Origin of the sequence: Rhodococcus sp. FH8 (genome assembly GCF_019266085.1) — a bacterium.
Lineage (GTDB): Bacteria > Actinomycetota > Actinomycetes > Mycobacteriales > Mycobacteriaceae > Rhodococcus_F > Rhodococcus_F qingshengii.
This window is the reverse complement of the sequence record NZ_LPNQ01000080.1, coordinates 672952-691244: the sequence shown is the minus strand read 5'-3', so window position 1 is coordinate 691244 and position 18293 is coordinate 672952. Positions and strand designations below refer to the sequence as shown.

Below are 18293 nucleotides of genomic sequence, written 5' to 3'. Positions count from 1 at the left end.
AACTCGGCCTCGACCCCGCCAAGGTCAACGTCAACGGCGGCGCCATCGCCGTCGGCCACCCCCTCGGCATGTCCGGCGCCCGCATCGCCCTGCACCTCGCCCTCGAACTGCAACGCCGCGGCGGCGGCATCGGCGCAGCCGCACTCTGCGGCGGCGGCGGACAAGGCGACGCACTCATCATCCGCGTCCCCAAGGCCTGATTACTTCCTGCTGACCAGACAGGTCGCCGAGCCCTCATCATGCTCGGCGACCTGTCTGTTTCGTGCCGGAGGTTATTGGTGATCGAGCGTCGTCGAGCGGTTACGCAGCAACGTCTCGATCTCCGATCGCCGGTACCTCCGATGCCCGCCAAGCGTTCTCAGAGTGCCGACTTTGCCCTCCCTCGCCCATCTGGACACCGTGGTCCTGTCGACGTGGAACAGTGCTGCAACCTGTTTGGTCGTCAGCCACTCGTCGACAGGTGCTGTGTGCTCTTCTTCTCGGCTCATTGACAGTCATTCGTAGCTGCCGACTGAAGGGATGGGTCCGACGATGAATTGGCAACCCCTGGCGTGCTGTGAAAGACTCGCTGCAAAACTTTACTATTCCTTGGGGAAATAATGTCGAAGTCGGTAACTCTGATCCGTTCCACGTCACTCTCTTCGGTGGCTGAATATGCCTATGCAGCAACGGCTCCCGCCGAGGCCCGACTGATCTTCCTGGCCGGATCCTGCCCGTTGAACGAGGACGGCTCTACTGCCGCCATCGGTGACTACGCAGGACAGGCAGCCAAGGCCGTCGACAACCTGAGAACAGCTCTCTCGGACGCGGGCGCGTCCATCACCGACGTGATCAACACCCGCGTTCTGGTGGCGTCGAGCAATCAAGCCGACCTGGTTGCGGCGTGGGAGGTAGTCCGCGACGCGTTCGGTGATCACGACGCCCCGAGCACTCTGATGGGTGTGACCGTTCTCGGTTACGACGATCAACTGGTCGAGATCGAGGCAATCGCGGCCGTCGTCGACTGAACTCGAACCGAACCGGGCGTTCCTACCGAGGATCTTCATGAGCAAGGGCCTGGTAGCCCTTTGCCCCCGCGCGATCCACTGCGGCTCGCACAACAGCGAAGATGGCTCCCTGCAGGGCTGCGGCGATCAGGACTTCCTTGCTCGACCTGCTCAAGTCTTTGGGCTCGGGCGCATTCTTGTCGTCACCGATGCGCTTCCACACCTGCTGGAAGACAGCGCCGGCCAAGATGCCGCCCAGGACGCTGGTCGCCAGTGAGAGTGGCTTGTACATCGCTTTCGATACTGCGCTCATTGCGCGGATCCTCCGTGGTTCGATACGTACCGCCTGAGCGGGCTGACCGACTCTCACTACCCGGCAGGCGAGGTGTCGAAACATTGCACCGGCGAGGCACGAAGACGACTGTCGCACGTTGTGTTCCACGGGTTTGCCACTTCTCGAGCCGGGTAGGATCGTCTTAGCGAAAGAAGGTTGTGTAAGTCATGGAAAACTACAGAATCGAACTACCGGACGGTACAACGGTGATGGAAGATTTCGTCTCGGATCGCGCCGCAATCGCATACGCGGTCGATCTGAATCACGGTTGTAGCGAGAAAGTCTCGGTATTCCGTATCACCGCCGAGGGAGAAACCATCCCGACTCGGATGTGCCCCAAGCCGAATCCTGGTTCTCGGCGTCGCGCGCGAAGCGTCCGATAGAAGCCGGTCAAGAAGCGTCGAGGCGCGGGAAGAGCGTCTCCCTTGCAAGCAGCAGCAAGGCCGCAGCGACCGGAATCGCCAGCAACGCACCGACAATACCGAGCAACGCTCCACCCAACAGAACCGCGACAACGGTCACCAGTGCCGGGACCGCCACCGTCTTCCCGATGATCTTCGGAACGAGCAGGTAGTCCTCGAGCAGACGTAACGCAATGAAGAACGCAACTGTCGCCAATGCCGTTGGGACAGAGACTGTCAGGGAGACCAGGGCGACGACAACCCCTGCGATCGTGGAACCGACTATCGGGATCAGATCGAGCAGAGCGACCAGCAGCGCCAGGATCAACGGATACGGCACGTCGAAGATCAACAACCACGCGAAGGTGCACACTGCGGTGATCACGGAGATCAGAACATTGCCGAGGACGTACCCACCCACACCTGCCAGTATCTGATCACCGATGGCGATTGCTCGTGGCCGCCGCGAATGTGGCACCAGCCGATACAGATTCGTGCGGATTCGTGGGTAGTCGATCAAGAAGTACGTCGTCAGTACAGCAACGATTCCAGCGTCGGCGACTGCGCTGAACACCGCCCGCCCCGCTCCGAGCAAACCCGTCGCAAGCGCAGACCCCGAACCGTCCAGTTGGGTGGTGAGGTGCTCCTCGAGGTGATACTTCTCGTCGAGGTCGCTGACGATCGGATACCGGTCACGAATGTGTGTCAGAAGTTCGGGAGCGTGTGATGCGAACTGACGTCCCTGCTCGACCAGCGGGGTGATCGCAGCAACCAGAAACAGCGCCAACATCACTGCAATTCCGAGGAGTACCACGGTGACTGCGATCCAGCGTCGGAAATGTCTCCGCTCCAGCCAGACGATCATCGGTTCGATGCCCACCGCGAGAAACAGCGCGACCACGATCAGGATCAGCATGCCTCGCGCCGCCAGGAGCACTTCGATCACCGCGTACGTCACGGCAACACCGGCCGCCGCGCTCAGACCGATGAAGAACGGTGAACGACGATCGAACCTCGGCCCCGGTTCGCCCAGCGGCCGGACGGGCGTCGCCAATGCTGCGGCTTCACGTTCGGCTTCCGCCATCGGATCTGCAGCTTTGACTTCACTGTCGGAATCCGGTGAGGTGTCCGCGGAACTGGGATCCATTCAAGCCACCTCACGATCCGCGCGACTTCCCGGCACGGGAGTGAGTACCCGTGCCGTGGCCGGATCAACCTCGAGGCTTCTCCGCTCCGCTTCGGGTCAGCGCGAGACCGGTTCCTACCACTCCGATGATCGACACAGCGATGGCGATGCTGGGCCAACCGTCGCTCTGCCAGTAGACGTCGTCGAGAGTGATCAGTAACGCAGCCTCGTCGACGATGAGCCCGAGTGCGATGCCCAACGCGATGCCCATCCATGTTCTTGCGCGAGGGCTTCGGTCTACGAGTCCGAAGATCGCCACCCCGGCCAACAGCAGAATTCCCCATAAATAGTGATGCAGATGAGTGCCACCGGCGCTGATGTCGCCGACGTCCCTGGTGTCGATCTGGATCAACCACGTCACCAGACGTGCTCCGCCGAACGTCAACGTGAAGGCCACCCACGCCAACACCAAACCGCGGCGCGATTCGTCAACCTGATTCCATCTGCGAGGGAATCTGAATCGCTCGGCAGATTTCTCTTCGTCATGGTCTCGAGAAAGCATCCTTCATGTTTACCCGATGCCGCTCAGATCGATAATTTGGGGTAGAGAGACCGAAAACCAGTTGGAGCACAAAAAGCGGTACCCGATCTCCGAAGAGATCGGGTACCGCCTTCTCAGCTACTCGCGCAGTATTGATCAATACCAGACTTTTCGTCCGCCCACTGCGCGCCCGGTAGCACCGAGGATGGACAAAACTGCACCTACGACGACCAAGATGATGCCGACGGTGGTCAGAATGCTCAACCCCGTGAAAAAGCCGATCAACGCCAGAATAATGCCGAGAACAATCATGTGAGAACCTCATCCGGTATGCGTATCAAAATGATCTACTCAACTGACGCTACTACAGAAACTTCACAATCGATAAATCCGATAAATACATTCATAAATGCGAAACTCGTATTACTACCCAATAGTGTCACCGTTAAAACATCAGCCTTTCTCTTATCTCTACGTCATAGTTCCACGTCCTCGATCTTCGCCTCGACCGCCGGCGTGATGTGGCTCAACACGCAGCACCAACGACCGTCTCGCCGCGCGAACACGTCGGTGGTCCACTCGTCGGCGTCGTATTGTCTGCCGCCGTAGTGCGCGGTATTGACGATCCGCGTGGTGAACAGTGCGACGTCACCGAAGAAACGCACGCGAGCGCTCCCGACGCGGTCCATCGCCGAATGAGTCAGGTCGCCCGAGGCCACGAAACCCAGGAACTCCGCTTTGGTCGACACTCCGGATTCCGAGACGATCACCCAGTCGTCTGCCATGAAATCGCCGATCCGTTCGGCGTCGTTCGAGCACATCGCGACGTTCCACTCGTCTGCGACAGCGACCAATGCCGCACTCTCCTGATCCGACATGTCTTCTCCCTCTACCGTCGTCACCCTCGGCGGGTGATGCCCCGACGGCAGGGTTCCCGCAGGGTGGACTTCGAACCGACGTGCACGACGAGAGGGCAGAGATGACAGACACCAGTCGCACCGAGCTTGCAGCTCAGGCGTATATCTACGGATTTCCCCTCGTTTTCAATCTCGACCAGGTCCATCGGTATGTTCACAACGGTGTCGGAGCGAACCCCGCCGCACCTTTCAACACCTTCAGCCACGCCCGAACACTGGCCGGGCCGGCAGACACTTTCGTCACGATCAACAACGACACCGTGTATTCCATGGCGCAGATCGATCTCTCTGTCGGCCCCGTTGCGCTGCACGTCCCCGATACCGATGGCCGTTACTACGTCCTCCAGTTCGTGGACGCCTGGACAAACAATTTCGCTTACGTCGGGCATCGGGCCACCGGCACGAAGAGCGGAGACTTCCTTCTCGTCCCACCCACCTGGACGGGAACCCCGGCGGACCAGACCACGGTGATCAGATTTCCCACGAACATTGCGTCGATCGTGGGCCGGTGGGCATGCGGTGGCGACGACGACCTCCCTGCGGTGCACGCCTTGCAGGACGCCACCACGCTGACCGTCGTCGACTCCACCGGAAACTCGGCGGGTCTCCCAGTGCCCGAACCCGGGGTAAGCCAGGACCTCCTGTTCCTCGAGAAACTCCGCATCTGGTCACAGGCGTTTCCGCCGGCCCCGCGAGATCGAGAACTCCAGGATTCCTTCTCCCTGATCGGAATCACCGAGCACGGGGCCTCTCCCTACGTATCGCTGTCTGCCGACGAGGCAGCCGCGTTGGCTGACGGATTGACGATCGGTGAGAAGAACCTGCTCGAGGCCCTCACGAAAGGCTCCAGCCCCGAAGTCAACGGATGGAAGCTCACATTCCACGCCTTCGACTACAACCTCGACTACTTCGAGGTCGGCACAATCGACGATTCACAATTCAAGATCGCCGATCCCAAGTTGCGCATCGTCGAACGCGCCGCGGCTGCCAAGGGCGGGCTGTGGGGCAACCACCCTTACGAAGCGGCGTACATCATGACCTACGTCGACGATCAGGGCGAGCAGTTGAACGGAACCCACACCTACACAATAAGACTCGACCCCACTCCGCCGGTGAGCGCCTTCTGGTCGCTGACGATGTACTCGGTGCCGGACTTCTTCCTCGTGGCGAACCCCGTCGACCGATACTCGATCGGCGACCGCACTCCAGGAATCGTCCACGACGCCGACGGTGCGTTGACGATCACGATCAGCCACGAGGAGCCGAAAGATCCCACGGCGAAGGCAAACTGGCTGCCCGCACCGCGCGGGGATTTCCGACCGGTACTGAGAATGTACGAACCTTCGCCCGCCGTGCTCGATCAGTCCTACGTCGTCCCCGCCATCACTCGCTCGCAAGAATGACGGCTCGCGTCTGACGGCCTGCCTGTGCGGGCCGTCAGACGGACTCAGAATCAGGCGTGTGTGCCGCCGTCGACACGGATCTCCGTGCCCGTGATGAAGGCACCATCGTCGGATGCCAACATCGCGATAACTCCCGCAACACTTTCCGGCCCGGCCATGGGGGCACCACCGGACTCCAGATCAGTGCTCAGAATCGGTGACAACTTGCCGAAGAGCGACCAGTCGGTGTCTTCCGGCAAGTACGACGCCGTAGTGTCGGTGATCCCGCTCTTCACACTGCCTGGAGCCACCGCGACGGCACGCAGACCCTGCTTGCCGTATTCGAGAGCCAGTGCGTGAGTGAAGGACTGGATTCCTCCCTTACTTGCGGCGTACGCGGCCATGTACGGGTGCGCGAAGGCCGCGGAGGTGGAACTGAAATTCACCACGACTGCGTTGGCGGTGGCGAGGAGAGCCGGCAGTGCCTGGCGGGTGACGAGGAAAGTGCCCGTCAAATTCACGGAGAGCACCTGATTCCACAGGTCCAGCGAGGTCTCGTGGGTGTGCCCACCACGCAGTATCCCGGCGGCGTTGACCAGTACGTCCAATCCCCCGAGAGTCGAAATCGCCTGACCCACAACCTTGATGACGGAACTCTCGTCACCGATATCGACGACGACGGTGTCGAGGCGATCCTCCGTCGAAGCATGTTCTGCCGATTTCCGGGTGTTCGCCAAACCCTGCTCGGAGATGTCTGCAGCGACCACGCGGCCACCTTCGGCGAGCAACCGCAGCGCGGTGGCCTGCCCGATTCCAGATCCTGCGCCGGTGACGAGAATACGACGACCTTCGAAACGATTCATTGCTGTGTACCTTTCACGAAAACGAGTTGGCTGGCATTCCAGGCTCGGTGGCGCCGACACTCACAACTCACCCGCGAGAAACTTCAGGTACGGGAAATGCGCAGCACTGCAACAGGTGTGGCACTGCGAAATCTCGGCGAGGCAATGCTCGCCGAAGTGGCGAATGTCAGACGGATCCGGCCGGTGCGGCCAAGGCTCTTTCGATCCAGACAAGACCGGACGGGCGGCGGTCGATCGCCTTACGCCCACGTCGGAAAGTCGCTACGCCGAATCGGGCCGTGCGCAGTGCACGGCCGGAAGCGAGAGAACAGCGGCGTATGGACATCACAGGCACGGTAGCAGCGCCGGCACCACTCGCTCAACCGCGTCGTTTCGAGACCCGAATCATTCAGGTAATCAGATGTCACTTCTGGACAACTCGCTCGACTTAGGCAGCACTAACCTGGCGGCATCCCGAAAACCCGATCCAGGAGCACAGTCGATGACACATGCAGACGCCTCGCGCACAACAACTCCCCCGACGACCGTCCTACGGACCGCTGACCACAATCGCGGACTCAACGACGTTCTCGCGATCGTCGAAGCGATGGAGCGACCGAGCGATCACCTGCTGCGGATCACGGCTCGTTTGACGGAGTCGACCGACGATCCGACCTGGTCACGCCCGAATGTGACCGTACGCATGAATCTCGGGCCGGCCTTCGACGACGCTTCGCGCGTGTACACGGTGCGTTCCTACGATTCAGCGAGCGGATCGATCGTCGTCGATGTGGTCCTGCACGGACAGACCAGTCCGATGATGAGGTGGGCAGCAGCGTTGGCCGTCGGTGACACCTTCGGCCTCACCGGTCCGCGGCCACACTTCTTGATCCCTGATGTTCCTGGTCGACGTATCGCACTTTTTCTGGACGGCACCGCAATACCCGCATTGCACTCAATCATCGAGCAGTTACCTACCGACGTCGTCGGAATCGGCTGGGTCACAACAGATAACGAGGTCGCCTTCGCCGAACTGCCCGCCCTCCCCGGCCTGGAGCTTCACCGCGTGAGCGCAGATCCGGCCGAGCCCGACGGCCCACTGGCGGTACGAGCACGCGAGCTCGCCAATCCCGCGAGCTACGTCGTGTGGGGCGCCGGTGAACGCAACGAGATGCGCGCAATCCGGAAGCACTTTCGATCGACCGTCGGACTCGACAAAAACGACGTCGCGATATTCGGATATTGGAAGGAGGGCGTCAGCAACACCGAAATCGACCTCCGTCGACGCGAGAACTACGAGCGCATCCTCGCCGACGGCGGAACCCTCACCGACATCGACGACCTGGCCATCGAGATCTGATTGCCTCACACCAGCCGACCTGACCGGCGGTGCACTGCGGTGATAAGTTCCTCTGTGCCAGCGGACCTCCACACAGGGGGTCAGGGAATCCGGTGTGAATCCGGAACTGACGCGCAGCGGTGAGGGTGACCGCCCGGGCTTACGCCACTGGATGAGAATCTGGGAAGGCGCTCGGGTGGGGCGATCTCGAGTCCGAATACCGGCTGGCAGCAGGGGTCAACAGGCGCCTGTTCACACGGTAACGGGCTCCGCGAACGAGCCTCTGCGAGAACGAGATTCCATGCGTCTGTCCAGACTTCACCTACCCGCCGCCGCCGTCGCTGCCCTGTTGTGCGCGTCGTTGGTTGCCTGCTCCTCCGACGACAGTGCTGCCCGACAATCCAACTCTTCCGAACAATCGCGCGTGACAGTCCAGAACTGTGGCCGAGACGTCACGGTGGAGCGACCGATCGAACGGGCAATCGCGGTAAATCAACCTGCAGCAGAGATGCTGTTCGCGCTGGGAGTGCAGGACCGGATGGCCGGGTACGCCATGAGCGATGACGATGTCCTCCCCGAACTGCGCGAGGCGCGTGGTCAGGTCCAGGCGTTGGACACCGAGTTCCCGTCATTCGAAAGTGTCCTCGAACGCGAACCGGACATGGTTTACACGACGTTCAACTACACGTTCACCTCGGAGGGCATCGCCGACCGGATCAAGTTCACCGACCTCGGTGTCGCGACATATCAGTCACCCAGCGAGTGCACCGGTCAGGATGCCGAGCAGAGCAAGGCCCTCACGCTCGACGACTTGTACGACGAAATCGACGACGTGGCAACACTGTTCGATGCCAAGGACAAAGGTGTCGAGCTCACCGAGAGTTTGAAGGATCGCGCGGCCACCGCCACGGCGGCACTGGGAGCTGAGAACGTGACGCTGGCGTGGTGGTACGCAGCCACGAAGACTCCGTACTTCGCCGGGTGCTGCGGTGCACCGGGAATCATGACCGACGCGGTGGGTGCGAAGAACGCCTTCGACGACAACAAGCAGTATTGGCCCGAAATCGGTTGGGAGAGTGTGCTCGATCGAGACCCGACCGTGCTGGTGCTCGCAGATCTCGACCGCGGTGGAGACGGCGACAGTGCCGCAGACAAGATCGCGTTCCTCGAATCGGACCCGGTCGCCAGCAAGCTCACCGCAGTGAAGAACAAGCGTTACATCATCCTCGAAGGAACGACGATGGATCCCTCGATCCGCAATGTCGGTGGCATCGAACAGCTCTCCGACGGGCTGCGCCAGTTGGGTGTGGTCTAGATGTCCGCGCAGATCAGTGAACTGGTGCGTCGGTGGGACGACCAGCAGGCGGCATACATCGCCGACCGTGAGAAGCGCTTCGACGTGATTCTCGACGTTCTCGAATTGCAGCACGCGCACGCCCCGTTCACGGTTGTCGACCTGGCCTGCGGGCCGGGTTCACTGAGCGCCCGGATTCTCGAGAAGTTCGAGCATGCGAGCGTTGTGGGGATCGATTACGACCCGATGCTGCTGGAGCTCGCCCGCCAGTCGTCGACGCGTTTCGGTGACCGACTGCAGCTGATCGACGCAGATCTGGCGGGAGCCGATTGGCCGAATTCGGTGGCTGCGCCGGTTCAGGCGATAGTGTCGACAACCGCGCTGCACTGGTTGCAACCGCAGCAGCTCGTCGAGGTGTACCGGCAGTGCCGCGAACTGCTGAGTCCGGACGGAGTCCTGCTCAATGGTGATCACTTTCGTTTCGACAGCCGCTTCCCTGTCATCGGGCGATGGGCGAAGGCTCACGACGAGCAGACGCAACACTCCGCCTTTGCTGCGGGCGCTCCCGAGTGGGAGAGCTGGTGGGACGAGTTGCGGGCCACTCACGGCATCGGGGCACTGACCGACGAGCGTGAGCGCAGATTCGCCGGACGTGACGCCACCGCGCCCACAGCCGTCGACTTCCAGTTGGCGGCGCTCGCGCAAGCAGGTTTTCGGGAGTCGGGGACGGTCTGGCAACTGTTCGACGACTACGTGGTCTACGGCGTGAGATGACGACAAGAGTTCGGCTGCGTGACAACCCGACGACCGTCACCCTGCTGTGGATGATCGGTGTTGTCACGCTGGCCGGATCAGCCGCCGTGGCGATCACGTTGGGGCCCGCCGGTCTGTCGGTCGGTGAGGTGGCTTCGATTGTCGTCGGCCATCTCGGCGGTACCGCGGCGGACGTCACCCCTATCCGTGACGGCATCGTGTGGGACCTCCGTCTGCCGCGCACCCTGCTCGCCGCGCTCTGCGGTGCCGGTCTCGGGCTGTGCGGTGCGATCATGCAATCGCTGCTTCGCAATCCGCTGGCCGATCCGTTTGTCCTCGGTATCTCGTCCGGCGCCTCGACCGGTGCCGTACTGATCGTGATCCTCGGAGTCGGGTCGGGACTGATCGGCCTGTCGAGCGGCGCCTTCATCGGCGCGGTGATCTCCTTCGCCCTTGTGCTGCTGCTCGCCCATGCGGCCGGCGGCACGCCGGACCGGGTGATCCTGGCCGGTGTCGCCGCGACCCAACTGTTCTCCGCGCTCACCTCGTTCATCGTCATCACCTCGGCCGATCCCGAGCAGACCCGCGGCGTGATGTTCTGGCTCCTGGGCTCACTCGGCGGCGCCGACTGGCTCGACGTCGCACTCTGCGCTGCGGTGGTCGCAGTCGGCCTCGTGGTCTGTCTGACTCACTCCCGCGCACTCGACGCCTTTGCCTTCGGCGAGGACGCGGCGTCGTCGCTGGGGGTGAACGTGTGGCGGGTGCGTGTGACCCTGTTGTTGGCAACAGCCTTGATGACCGCGGTGATCGTGAGCGTCGCAGGTGCCATCGGCTTCGTGGGCCTGGTCCTCCCGCACGCGGCGCGGGCTCTCGTCGGTTCGAACCACCGCCGACTCCTGCCCGCGTCCGCACTGATCGGCTCCATCTTCCTTGTCTGGGTCGACGCTGTGGCACGCACAGCCATTGCGCCGCAGGAACTCCCGGCCGGTGTGGTGACCGCGCTGGTCGGTGTGCCTGCGTTTGCCGTCATCCTCTGGAGACGGAAGGCCAGGCCATGACACTCGAAGCTACCGGCGTCAGTTGGCGGGTCGGCGGGGCGCTCATAGTCGACGACCTCGACGTCTCGCCTACAACCGGAAGTACGGTGGGGCTTCTCGGCCCCAACGGTTCGGGGAAATCGACGCTGCTGAAACTGCTTGCCGGGCACAATCGTCCGACATCCGGTGTCGTGACCCTGGACCGAACCCCGTTGTCCGACTGGAAACGCCGCGACATCGCGCGTCGGATCGCGACCGTTGATCAGCACAGCAACACCGAGATCGATCTGACGGTCGCGGAGGTAGTCGAACTCGGACGCACACCGCACCGCGGACTGTGGGGTGGGCAGTCGGATTCCGATCGCGACGCCGTCCGGGCAGCGATCGAACACACCGATCTCGCCGGCATGCTGGACCGGTCGTGGCACACCCTGTCCGGCGGGGAGCGCCAACGCGTCCAGATCGCGCGCGCCCTCGCTCAGGAACCCCACGAGTTGCTACTCGACGAGCCGACCAATCACCTGGACATCAATCACCAACTCGAACTGCTCGCGCTCGTGCGACGCCTCCCCACCACCACGATCATGGCATTGCACGATCTGAATCTGGCCGCCATGTTCTGCGATTCGATAGTGATGCTGAACCGTGGATCCATCGTTGCCCACGGAAGCCCGACCGAGGTCCTCACCGCCGACCTGATAGCCGAGGTCTACCAGGTCGACGCCGAGGTCCGCTTGGACGGTCCCGGCGGAGTACCTACCGTGAGATACCTTCCGCCCGGCACAGATTAGACGCACTCGGAACTGTCATTCACGCGAGAGCATCGCCACTGCTTCGCGTTCGAGGTCGACGTAAGGTTCACCACTGACGTCGATGGCCACCCGGTTGAGCGTTCCACCCGTGAACGCCCACGGCGACTTACCCGGGTAGTCGTCGGTTACGGGCTCCCCGCTGTCACGGCCTGCATTGAGCCCTTCGCCGCCGCCGATGCTGAACTTGCCTGGCTGAGTGCGGATTCTGCCCTCACCGACTTTCCGATCGCCGTAGTAGAGGCCGAGCACCCCGTGCGCAGTGCCCGGCGGATCCTCGCCTTCCTTCTCGAAAGTTGCTGCCAAGATTATATTTTCGCCGATCGGAAGGTCTTCGGTGGCATCGATCTTCTGCTGTTCACTGCCGAGGAAGTTGTACACGTAATGCAGGCGGTTGTCCTTGACGTACAGCGAATGCCCACCGAACCTGCCACCATGCGAGAAGAGCACACCGGTCGCACCTGGTTCGGCCAAATCGACAACTGCCCCGATCGAGAATGAACGATTACGAAGGTTGACAGCGACGGCTTCCGGTACCTCGGCTCCGCCCGGGCGGTAGACATACCGGTTTCGGGGCGGGGCCAACTGGGGGCGAGGCGTGGTGAGGAGTTCGACACCGGACCGATCGTCCAGTGGCAGAGCTTGATTGGCACCGGCCTCGTGGAACCACAACCCCACCAGCTCTGCCAGCCTGCCGGGTTCTTCATCCGCAAGGTTCCGGAGCTCGGCTCGGTCCAACTCTGTGTGGTAGAGCTCCCAGGTGTCTTCCGAGAAATGGCCCCACCCGCTCAGAGTCGGGTGCGTGGTGACGGCCTTCCAGCCGTCATGCCAAATTCCTCGTCCTCCGAGCATCGAATAGAACTGGGTGTGCTTGGCGGTGGGGATGTTGCCGGCATCGAAGCTGTACCGCATGCTCACGCCTTGAATCGGGTGCTGGGTGTACCCCTTCACCGTGTCAGGCAAGTCGACGCCGACGCAGTCGAGCAGAGTCGGGACGACGTCGATGGCGTGATGGTACTGATCTCGAATCTCGCCACGGGCATCGATGCCCTCCGGCCACGAGATGATGCATGGGTCGCAGGTTCCACCGTTGAACGAGTACCGCTTCCACATCTTGAAGGGCGTGTTGAACGCCATCGCCCACCCGTTGGGATAGTGGTTGTACGTCTCGGTGCTGCCCAACTCGTCCAGCTTCGCCAGGTTCTCGGCTAGGTCGTCGGGTACGCCGTTCGCAATCTTGTTCTCGTTGACAGACCCGTCGGGTCCGCCCTCACCGCTGGCACCGTTGTCGGAGACCACCACGATGATCGTGTTGTCGAGCTGCTCGATTTCTTCGAGGTACCCGAGCAGGCGTCCGATCTGATCGTCACAGTGCGAGAGGAAGCCCGCGTACACCTCCGCCATCCGTGAGAACAGTCGCTGCTCGTCAGCGGAGAGGGTGTCCCAGGGGCGGGTGAAATCCAGCGGCGGGAACGGTTCGCCGTCGGGCCCGGTGCGGGTCTCAGGAGTGCCTATCGGGTTGAGTGAGGGCAGGGTCGTGTCTTTCGGGACAAGTCCCATTTCCTTCTGTCTGGCCAGAATCTCGTCCCGCATGGCTTCGTACCCTGCGTCGAACCTGCCTGCGTAGCGATCGGCCCATTCGCGGGGCGCGTGATGCGGAGCGTGTGCGCACCCGGGTGCGTAGTAGAGAAATACAGGCCGGTCCGGAGCTATCGACTTCACGTCACCGATGTATTCGAGCGCTCTGTCGGTGATATCGACGCTGAAGTGATACCCCTCTTCGGGCGTCGACGGCTGTTCGACGGGGTGGTTGTCGTGGACGAGATCGGGATACCACTGATTGGTCTCGGCGCCGAGAAAGCCGTAGAACCGCTCGAATCCGCGGCCGACCGGCCAATTCCGTTTCGTGGAAGCAAGATTCATCTCGTCTTCTGCGCACAGATGCCATTTGCCGACCATCGCGGTGCTGAATCCCTGCTCGACCAGAACCTCGGCGAGCGTGGCACATTCGGGAGGGATGTGACCGTTTCCGCCGGGAAAACCGACCGCGCACTCGCTGATGCAGGCCATGCCGTTGGTCGTGTGGTTTCGCCCGGTGAGCAGACACGATCGCGTCGGGGAGCACAGCGCTGTGGTGTGCCACTGCCCGTACCGCAATCCGTTGCCCGCGATGCGGTCGATGTTCGGCGTCTCGATCGGACCCCCGTAACAACCCAAGGCGCCGTATCCGACGTCGTCGAGAACGATGTAAAGAATATTCGGTGTGCCGGCGGCGGCCTTCGGCTGCTCGTACGGGCTCCAGTCGGGAATCGAATCGCGAATATCGAGGTTGACGACGCCTTTGAATGCGTTGGCCATGATCTGGCTCCTTGTAGGTCATCTGATTTCCAGCCTCTACGGCCGCATGGTGAATCGCATACCCCGATTGTGGTCACCGAACCGCTGTCGCCCGAAATGGGCGATGCCATTTTCGGCAGGAGATCCGAGTATGAGAGTGCCGGATTTGTCATCGACTCACTGGAAGCCAGGGACCACATGAGCAGTCAATTCGTTGAAGCCTCCACCTCCGACACCTCCGACCCGCTGCCGAGCTGGCAAGACGGCCCGCCGAAGCAGGCCGTCAGGCAATTCGTCGAACGCGCGACGACTGAGGGAAGTCCGGACGAAATCGCACCGGAAGACAGGATCGCAGTCTTCGACAACGACGGAACCCTGTGGTGTGAGAAGCCGATGCCGATCCAACTCGACTTCATCTTGCGCCGCCTCGTCGAGATGACCGCCCAGGATCCGTCTCTTCGCAACCGTCAACCGTGGCAGGCGGCGTTCGAAAAGGACTACGCCTGGTTGAACGAAGTGATCTCGAAGCACTATCGCGGCGACGACAGCGCACTGAAGGTGCTTGCGGCCGGCGTCCTGGCGGCATTCGCCGAAGTCACGGTCGAAGAATTCGAAACCCACGCCGATACCTACCTGCGCACTGCTTCGCATCCCACTCTCGGTCGAGAGTATCTGCACTGCAGCTATGCACCCATGGTGGAGTTGCTCGATTACCTTGCAGCCAAGGGATTCTCGAACTACATAGTCTCTGGAGGCGGACGTGACTTCATGCGTCCGATCAGCCAGGAGGTCTACGGCATCCCCCGAGATCGCGTCATCGGCAGCGGCGTGGCCTTGACGTGGAAGGACGACGGGCACAGCGGCACAATTCTCCGTCAGCCCCAAACCGATGTCGTCGACGACGGGCCGGCCAAGCCCGTACAGATCTGGAACCGAATCGGCCGACGACCTGTCATCGCGGCCGGAAACAGCAACGGTGACCTACCTATGTTGAAGTTCGCCGAACACCCGAACGTTCCGGCACTTCGCCTTCTGGTGCTCCATGACGATCCGGAACGCGAGTTCGACTACGTGGACGGGGCCGAGCACGCACTCGACGTCTCGCGCGCAAACGGGTGGACGGTGGTGAGCATCAAGAACGACTGGAAGACAGTCTTCGAACGATTCGCCGAATGACAGTATTGATACGTGACCCTCGATGATGTCGCCGACGAACTCTACGGCCTCGACCCCGGCGAGTTCGTAGAGGCGCGTACAAAGCATGTGAAGGCTGCCCGGGACGACAACGACCGCGCACTGGCCGCAGAGATCGGAAAACTTCGGAAGCCGACCACCGTGGGGTGGTTGGTCAATCTCATCTCGCGCGATGCACCAGAGGATCTGGATGCACTTCTCGCGCTTGGCGAATCGCTACGCGACGCTCAACGCCATCTCTCGGGCCCGGACTTGCGACGGCTGACGACACAGAGGCAGCAGGTGGTGCGGAGTCTCGCCCACAAATCCGGTGAGATCGCCGCTTCACGGGGAAAAAGCGTCGGCGAGGATTCGTTGCGCGATGTCGCGCAGACTCTCAATGCCGCCCTGGCCGATGAGGAGACTGCCGCGCAGGTTCGACTCGGACGGGTCGTGACCGCTGCGAGTTACAGCGGTTTCGGACCGGCGGGACTTGCTGTAGTGGAGGAGGATTCTGCACAAGACGCCCCTGCGATCCACACCGAAGAACACACTCCGGCCAAGTCCACTGCTCCGGATCGCAAGGCCGAACAAGCCAAGGCGAAAGCAGAATTGAAGGAAGCCAGGGCAGGCGTCGAGAAGATCCGACGACGGGTCAAGGCCGAGACCGCCCAGTTCGAGGATGCCAGGTCCAAGCTGTCCGACCTCGACCGTCGCATCGAAGAACTCCGCGCCGATCTCGAACACGCAGAACAAGAACGACAGTTCGCCAAGAACACCGAGAGGGCTGCCCGCGTCGCAGTTCGAGAGTCCGAGGAGGAACTTCGCGAGGCCGAGTGGCGGGTCGACGAAGCAGAAGAGGCCCTCGACGAGATGGAATGAGTTGTACGTTCGGAGATCTTGACCTCTACAGCAGTTCAGGTTCTAGCGTGATTTCATGACATTCACCCGAATCGAACTCGACTACCTGGCCACACAGACTCTCGGTCGCCTCGCGACGGTTCAACGGAACGGAACGCTGCAAGTCAGTCCGGTCGGGTTCCACTACAACCCGGATACAGCCACGATCGACATCAGCGGTTACAACATGACGGGCAGCCGTAAGTTTCACAATGTCGCAGACAACGGTCGGGTCGCGTTCGTCGTGGACGACATCGCATCCGTAGATCCATGGCAGGTCAGGTGCGTCGAAATCCGTGGCCGGGCAGAGGCTTTGGATGCTACAGGTGCTGCTGCACATGGTCTCGACGCACCGATCATCCGTATCCACCCCGAACGCATCATCAGCTTCGGCCTCGACGACAAAGAACTGGACGTCCACCAGTTGGTCGTGAACGGACGTGACGTCGGAAGGCGCGAGTCGAATTGATCAGCCTGCGGCGGCTTCGAGCTCACTCAAGGATTCCTCGAGATGGCCGAGGAGCCGCTGCAAGTGCGGAACATTGCGGCGGCAGCCGACGAGCCCGAACTGCATGGTGTCCGCGTAGCCGATGACGGTGATGTTCATCGCCTGCCCGTCCAACGGAATCGATGCCGGGTAACAGCTCTCGAGTTTCGCGCCATTCCAATAGCGCGTCGTTGTCGGGCCGGGGACGTTGGAAATCACCAGATTGAAGACTGGACGCCCAGTGATCAGTCGGGATGAACCAGGGATCAGCGGCAGCCCGAGACCCGCGACGTTCAATGCACTGAGCGCCGTGATCTGCAGGGGCGTCAGGCCCGACATCAGGGACTTGGCGCTACTCATCGAGTCGTGAACTCTCTGAAGTCGGGCCGCCGGATCTGCCAATTCGGTTGCCAGATCACACAACACCGCACCCACGGCATTGCCGGAAGCCTCACCCTCTTCGCCTTTGCGAAGGGATACCGGCACCATCGCGATCAACGGTTTGTCCGGCAACTCGTCCAGTTCGATCAGGTATCGCCGTAGCGCACCCGCGCACATTGCCAACACCGCATCGTTGAGCGTCACGTCTGCAACGCAGCTGACCTTGCGCAGGCGCTCGATCGGCCACGACTGCGCGGCGACACGCCTCGCTCCGGTGATCGGGACGTTGAAGATCGATTTCGGGGCAGCAAACGGCAACGGTGCGACGTGGTCCTTCACTGCCGAGGCAGCGGCGTTCACTATCGCAGGGCCGACCCCGACCACATCTTGCACGGTCTCGATCACGGAGCCCACCCGCCTCTGCAGGTCCAGCCCGCGACCGGCACGAACCCGCCCCGAAGAAGGTCGTTGCGCCCACGGAGGCATCGAATGTCGATCGTGCGGATCCGACGAGAGGCTGCGGTACCACGCCTGAACAGCAGACACACCATCCATGAGCGCGTGGTGCGTCTTCATGTACACGGCAACTCGGCCGTCGGCGAGACCTTCGATCACGTACGCCTCCCACAGCGGCCGATGCCGATCGAGCAGCGTGCCGTGGAGCATGGAGGTCAGCTCGAGCAACTCGCGGACTCGACCCGGCTTGGGCAGCGCGAGCAACCGGACGTGATACTCGAGATCGACGTCTGCGTCCTCCGTCCAACGCACCGGCGCGAAGTTCGACAAGAACTGCACCGGCTTGCGACGGAAGAGGGGCCGAATCGAGTCGACGTCGGTGAGCGAACGGTAGAGCGACCTGGCGAATTCGCCGTCGTCCCCTTCCGGCGGAACGAAAAGCGACAGGCCACCGACGTGCATGGGATGCTCCCGTGACTCCATCAGAAGGAACATCGAGTCGAGCGGCAGCATCAGCGTCATGGCGATCCGTTCTCTCGGGCAGCTGCCCGGAGTACCGATCAGCCGCTGTTCGACAAAGTTACTCGCCCTGACTTCCCTCATTGGCGACTCCGACAAAACATTGCCCCCTCGATTTCGACAGGAGTCCGATATTCCCGTCGACGAACGCCTTTTCGGGTCGAAGCACCTCACAGCGATTCGCGGGTGAATGACGAGACACAGAGCACTGCAACAAATTTCAATCCTCACAGCCGCAAGTAGTAGCGGAGGCGATCGCAGTAATACTTTTGTCGGAAT

The 18293-nt window shown here is 61.8% G+C and carries 21 protein-coding genes, 1 pseudogene and 1 riboswitch; of the genes and pseudogenes, 12 read left to right on the top strand and 10 right to left on the bottom strand.

The window, feature by feature from the left end:
* A pseudogene (locus tag ATN38_RS29885) lies at nt 1-200 on the top strand (acetyl-CoA C-acyltransferase); the annotation flags it as partial.
* Between the two features lie 72 nt (nt 201-272).
* Here the strand turns inward: ATN38_RS29885 and ATN38_RS29880 are convergent.
* The gene (locus ATN38_RS29880; protein WP_003945782.1) at nt 273-488 is read right to left on the bottom strand and encodes a BldC family transcriptional regulator; all 216 of its coding nucleotides are present in this window, start codon (nt 486-488) and stop codon (nt 273-275) included.
* Between the two features lie 111 nt (nt 489-599).
* On the opposite strand from ATN38_RS29880, the gene ATN38_RS29875 reads away from it, so the two are divergent.
* Nucleotides 600-1007: a RidA family protein gene (locus tag ATN38_RS29875; protein ID WP_019747226.1), complete on the top strand. Its 408-nt coding sequence runs from the start codon at nt 600-602 to the stop codon at nt 1005-1007.
* 22 nt (nt 1008-1029) lie between these two features.
* Here ATN38_RS29875 and ATN38_RS29870 read toward each other — a convergent pair whose 3' ends face one another.
* On the bottom strand, nt 1030-1299 hold the full coding sequence (locus ATN38_RS29870; protein ID WP_007734706.1) for a DUF4235 domain-containing protein: 270 nt from the start codon (nt 1297-1299) through the stop codon (nt 1030-1032).
* 188 nt (nt 1300-1487) lie between these two features.
* Here ATN38_RS29870 and ATN38_RS29865 point away from each other — a divergent pair, with 188 nt between their 5' ends.
* On the top strand, nt 1488-1703 hold the full coding sequence (locus tag ATN38_RS29865; protein ID WP_003945874.1) for a hypothetical protein: 216 nt from the start codon (nt 1488-1490) through the stop codon (nt 1701-1703).
* Between the two features lie 7 nt (nt 1704-1710).
* Here the strand turns inward: ATN38_RS29865 and ATN38_RS29860 are convergent, their stop codons facing one another.
* The 4 genes from ATN38_RS29860 to ATN38_RS29845 all read right to left on the bottom strand — a co-directional run bounded on the left by ATN38_RS29860 (nt 1711) and on the right by ATN38_RS29845 (nt 4266).
* Entirely contained in the window at nt 1711-2868 is a 1158-nt protein-coding gene (locus ATN38_RS29860; protein WP_042453495.1) for an AI-2E family transporter, read from the bottom strand.
* Between the two features lie 64 nt (nt 2869-2932).
* Nucleotides 2933-3409: a hypothetical protein gene (locus tag ATN38_RS29855; protein ID WP_003945539.1), complete on the bottom strand. Its 477-nt coding sequence runs from the start codon at nt 3407-3409 to the stop codon at nt 2933-2935.
* 135 nt (nt 3410-3544) lie between these two features.
* Nucleotides 3545-3700 carry a DUF6131 family protein gene (locus ATN38_RS29850; protein ID WP_003945564.1) on the bottom strand — a complete coding sequence of 52 codons (156 nt, stop codon included), beginning with the start codon at nt 3698-3700 and terminating at the stop codon, nt 3545-3547.
* A gap of 164 nt (nt 3701-3864) precedes the next feature.
* Nucleotides 3865-4266, bottom strand: a complete 402-nt coding sequence (locus ATN38_RS29845; RefSeq protein ID WP_007734703.1) for a nuclear transport factor 2 family protein — start codon at nt 4264-4266, stop codon at nt 3865-3867.
* Nucleotides 4267-4367: 101 nt separating this feature from the next.
* On the opposite strand from ATN38_RS29845, the gene ATN38_RS29840 reads away from it, so the two are divergent.
* Complete coding sequence (locus ATN38_RS29840) at nt 4368-5708, top strand: DUF1254 domain-containing protein (protein ID WP_054827303.1); 1341 nt, start codon at nt 4368-4370, stop codon at nt 5706-5708.
* A gap of 50 nt (nt 5709-5758) precedes the next feature.
* On the opposite strand, the gene ATN38_RS29835 is transcribed toward ATN38_RS29840, so the two are convergent.
* Together ATN38_RS29835 and ATN38_RS29830 are read right to left on the bottom strand one after the other, a co-directional pair.
* Entirely contained in the window at nt 5759-6550 is a 792-nt protein-coding gene (locus tag ATN38_RS29835) for an SDR family NAD(P)-dependent oxidoreductase (protein ID WP_054187942.1), read from the bottom strand.
* Nucleotides 6551-6716: 166 nt separating this feature from the next.
* Nucleotides 6717-6875 (bottom strand): hypothetical protein, encoded by a 159-nt coding sequence (locus ATN38_RS29830; protein WP_155419158.1) that lies wholly within the window; start codon nt 6873-6875, stop codon nt 6717-6719.
* 156 nt (nt 6876-7031) lie between these two features.
* Here ATN38_RS29830 and ATN38_RS29825 point away from each other — a divergent pair, with 156 nt between their 5' ends.
* From ATN38_RS29825 to ATN38_RS29805, 5 genes are all read left to right on the top strand, one after another.
* Nucleotides 7032-7889, top strand: coding sequence for a siderophore-interacting protein (locus ATN38_RS29825; RefSeq protein WP_218680316.1), 858 nt, complete (start codon nt 7032-7034; stop codon nt 7887-7889).
* A 41-nt stretch (nt 7890-7930) separates the two neighbouring features.
* Nucleotides 7931-8112, top strand: a riboswitch (cobalamin riboswitch).
* Nucleotides 8113-8169: 57 nt separating this feature from the next.
* On the top strand, nt 8170-9183 hold the full coding sequence (locus ATN38_RS29820) for an ABC transporter substrate-binding protein (RefSeq protein ID WP_218749227.1): 1014 nt from the start codon (nt 8170-8172) through the stop codon (nt 9181-9183).
* Nucleotides 9184-9936 carry a trans-aconitate 2-methyltransferase gene (locus tag ATN38_RS29815; RefSeq protein WP_073513489.1) on the top strand — a complete coding sequence of 251 codons (753 nt, stop codon included), beginning with the start codon at nt 9184-9186 and terminating at the stop codon, nt 9934-9936.
* Nucleotides 9933-10973, top strand: a complete 1041-nt coding sequence (locus ATN38_RS29810) for an iron ABC transporter permease (protein WP_073513488.1) — start codon at nt 9933-9935, stop codon at nt 10971-10973. Before ATN38_RS29815 ends, ATN38_RS29810 begins: the two co-directional genes overlap by 4 nt.
* Nucleotides 10970-11743, top strand: coding sequence for an ABC transporter ATP-binding protein (locus tag ATN38_RS29805; RefSeq protein ID WP_003945691.1), 774 nt, complete (start codon nt 10970-10972; stop codon nt 11741-11743). Before ATN38_RS29810 ends, ATN38_RS29805 begins: the two co-directional genes overlap by 4 nt.
* A gap of 15 nt (nt 11744-11758) precedes the next feature.
* On the opposite strand, the gene ATN38_RS29800 is transcribed toward ATN38_RS29805, so the two are convergent.
* On the bottom strand, nt 11759-14119 hold the full coding sequence (locus ATN38_RS29800; protein ID WP_136471564.1) for an arylsulfatase: 2361 nt from the start codon (nt 14117-14119) through the stop codon (nt 11759-11761).
* A 177-nt stretch (nt 14120-14296) separates the two neighbouring features.
* Between ATN38_RS29800 and ATN38_RS29795 the strand changes: the two genes are divergently transcribed.
* The 3 genes from ATN38_RS29795 to ATN38_RS29785 are packed head-to-tail and all read left to right on the top strand — an operon-like array spanning nt 14297 to nt 16640.
* Nucleotides 14297-15274: an HAD family phosphatase gene (locus ATN38_RS29795; protein ID WP_058228158.1), complete on the top strand. Its 978-nt coding sequence runs from the start codon at nt 14297-14299 to the stop codon at nt 15272-15274.
* 12 nt (nt 15275-15286) lie between these two features.
* A complete protein-coding gene (locus ATN38_RS29790) occupies nt 15287-16153 on the top strand; it encodes a hypothetical protein (protein WP_218749226.1) in 867 nt (288 codons plus the stop codon).
* Nucleotides 16154-16208: 55 nt separating this feature from the next.
* Entirely contained in the window at nt 16209-16640 is a 432-nt protein-coding gene (locus tag ATN38_RS29785) for a PPOX class F420-dependent oxidoreductase (protein ID WP_065456058.1), read from the top strand.
* Here the strand turns inward: ATN38_RS29785 and ATN38_RS29780 are convergent, their stop codons facing one another.
* Nucleotides 16641-18017 carry a wax ester/triacylglycerol synthase family O-acyltransferase gene (locus ATN38_RS29780; RefSeq protein WP_003945789.1) on the bottom strand — a complete coding sequence of 459 codons (1377 nt, stop codon included), beginning with the start codon at nt 18015-18017 and terminating at the stop codon, nt 16641-16643.
* Nucleotides 18018-18293 lie beyond the last annotated feature (276 nt).

Excerpts from the sequence above, each read along its gene's own strand:
- ATN38_RS29880 (WP_003945782.1), bottom strand. The coding sequence starts at position 488 with ATGAGCCGAGAAGAAGAGCACACAGCACCTGTCGACGAGTGGCTGACG.
- ATN38_RS29875 (WP_019747226.1), top strand. The coding sequence starts at position 600 with ATGTCGAAGTCGGTAACTCTGATCCGTTCCACGTCACTCTCTTCGGTG.
- ATN38_RS29870 (WP_007734706.1), bottom strand. The coding sequence starts at position 1,299 with ATGAGCGCAGTATCGAAAGCGATGTACAAGCCACTCTCACTGGCGACC.
- ATN38_RS29865 (WP_003945874.1), top strand. The coding sequence starts at position 1,488 with ATGGAAAACTACAGAATCGAACTACCGGACGGTACAACGGTGATGGAA.
- ATN38_RS29860 (WP_042453495.1), bottom strand. The coding sequence starts at position 2,868 with ATGGATCCCAGTTCCGCGGACACCTCACCGGATTCCGACAGTGAAGTC.
- ATN38_RS29855 (WP_003945539.1), bottom strand. The coding sequence starts at position 3,409 with ATGCTTTCTCGAGACCATGACGAAGAGAAATCTGCCGAGCGATTCAGA.
- ATN38_RS29850 (WP_003945564.1), bottom strand. The coding sequence starts at position 3,700 with ATGATTGTTCTCGGCATTATTCTGGCGTTGATCGGCTTTTTCACGGGG.
- ATN38_RS29845 (WP_007734703.1), bottom strand. The coding sequence starts at position 4,266 with ATGTCGGATCAGGAGAGTGCGGCATTGGTCGCTGTCGCAGACGAGTGG.
- ATN38_RS29840 (WP_054827303.1), top strand. The coding sequence starts at position 4,368 with ATGACAGACACCAGTCGCACCGAGCTTGCAGCTCAGGCGTATATCTAC.
- ATN38_RS29835 (WP_054187942.1), bottom strand. The coding sequence starts at position 6,550 with ATGAATCGTTTCGAAGGTCGTCGTATTCTCGTCACCGGCGCAGGATCT.
- ATN38_RS29830 (WP_155419158.1), bottom strand. The coding sequence starts at position 6,875 with ATGTCCATACGCCGCTGTTCTCTCGCTTCCGGCCGTGCACTGCGCACG.
- ATN38_RS29825 (WP_218680316.1), top strand. The coding sequence starts at position 7,032 with ATGACACATGCAGACGCCTCGCGCACAACAACTCCCCCGACGACCGTC.
- ATN38_RS29820 (WP_218749227.1), top strand. The coding sequence starts at position 8,170 with ATGCGTCTGTCCAGACTTCACCTACCCGCCGCCGCCGTCGCTGCCCTG.
- ATN38_RS29815 (WP_073513489.1), top strand. The coding sequence starts at position 9,184 with ATGTCCGCGCAGATCAGTGAACTGGTGCGTCGGTGGGACGACCAGCAG.
- ATN38_RS29810 (WP_073513488.1), top strand. The coding sequence starts at position 9,933 with ATGACGACAAGAGTTCGGCTGCGTGACAACCCGACGACCGTCACCCTG.
- ATN38_RS29805 (WP_003945691.1), top strand. The coding sequence starts at position 10,970 with ATGACACTCGAAGCTACCGGCGTCAGTTGGCGGGTCGGCGGGGCGCTC.
- ATN38_RS29800 (WP_136471564.1), bottom strand. The coding sequence starts at position 14,119 with ATGGCCAACGCATTCAAAGGCGTCGTCAACCTCGATATTCGCGATTCG.
- ATN38_RS29795 (WP_058228158.1), top strand. The coding sequence starts at position 14,297 with ATGAGCAGTCAATTCGTTGAAGCCTCCACCTCCGACACCTCCGACCCG.
- ATN38_RS29785 (WP_065456058.1), top strand. The coding sequence starts at position 16,209 with ATGACATTCACCCGAATCGAACTCGACTACCTGGCCACACAGACTCTC.
- ATN38_RS29780 (WP_003945789.1), bottom strand. The coding sequence starts at position 18,017 with ATGACGCTGATGCTGCCGCTCGACTCGATGTTCCTTCTGATGGAGTCA.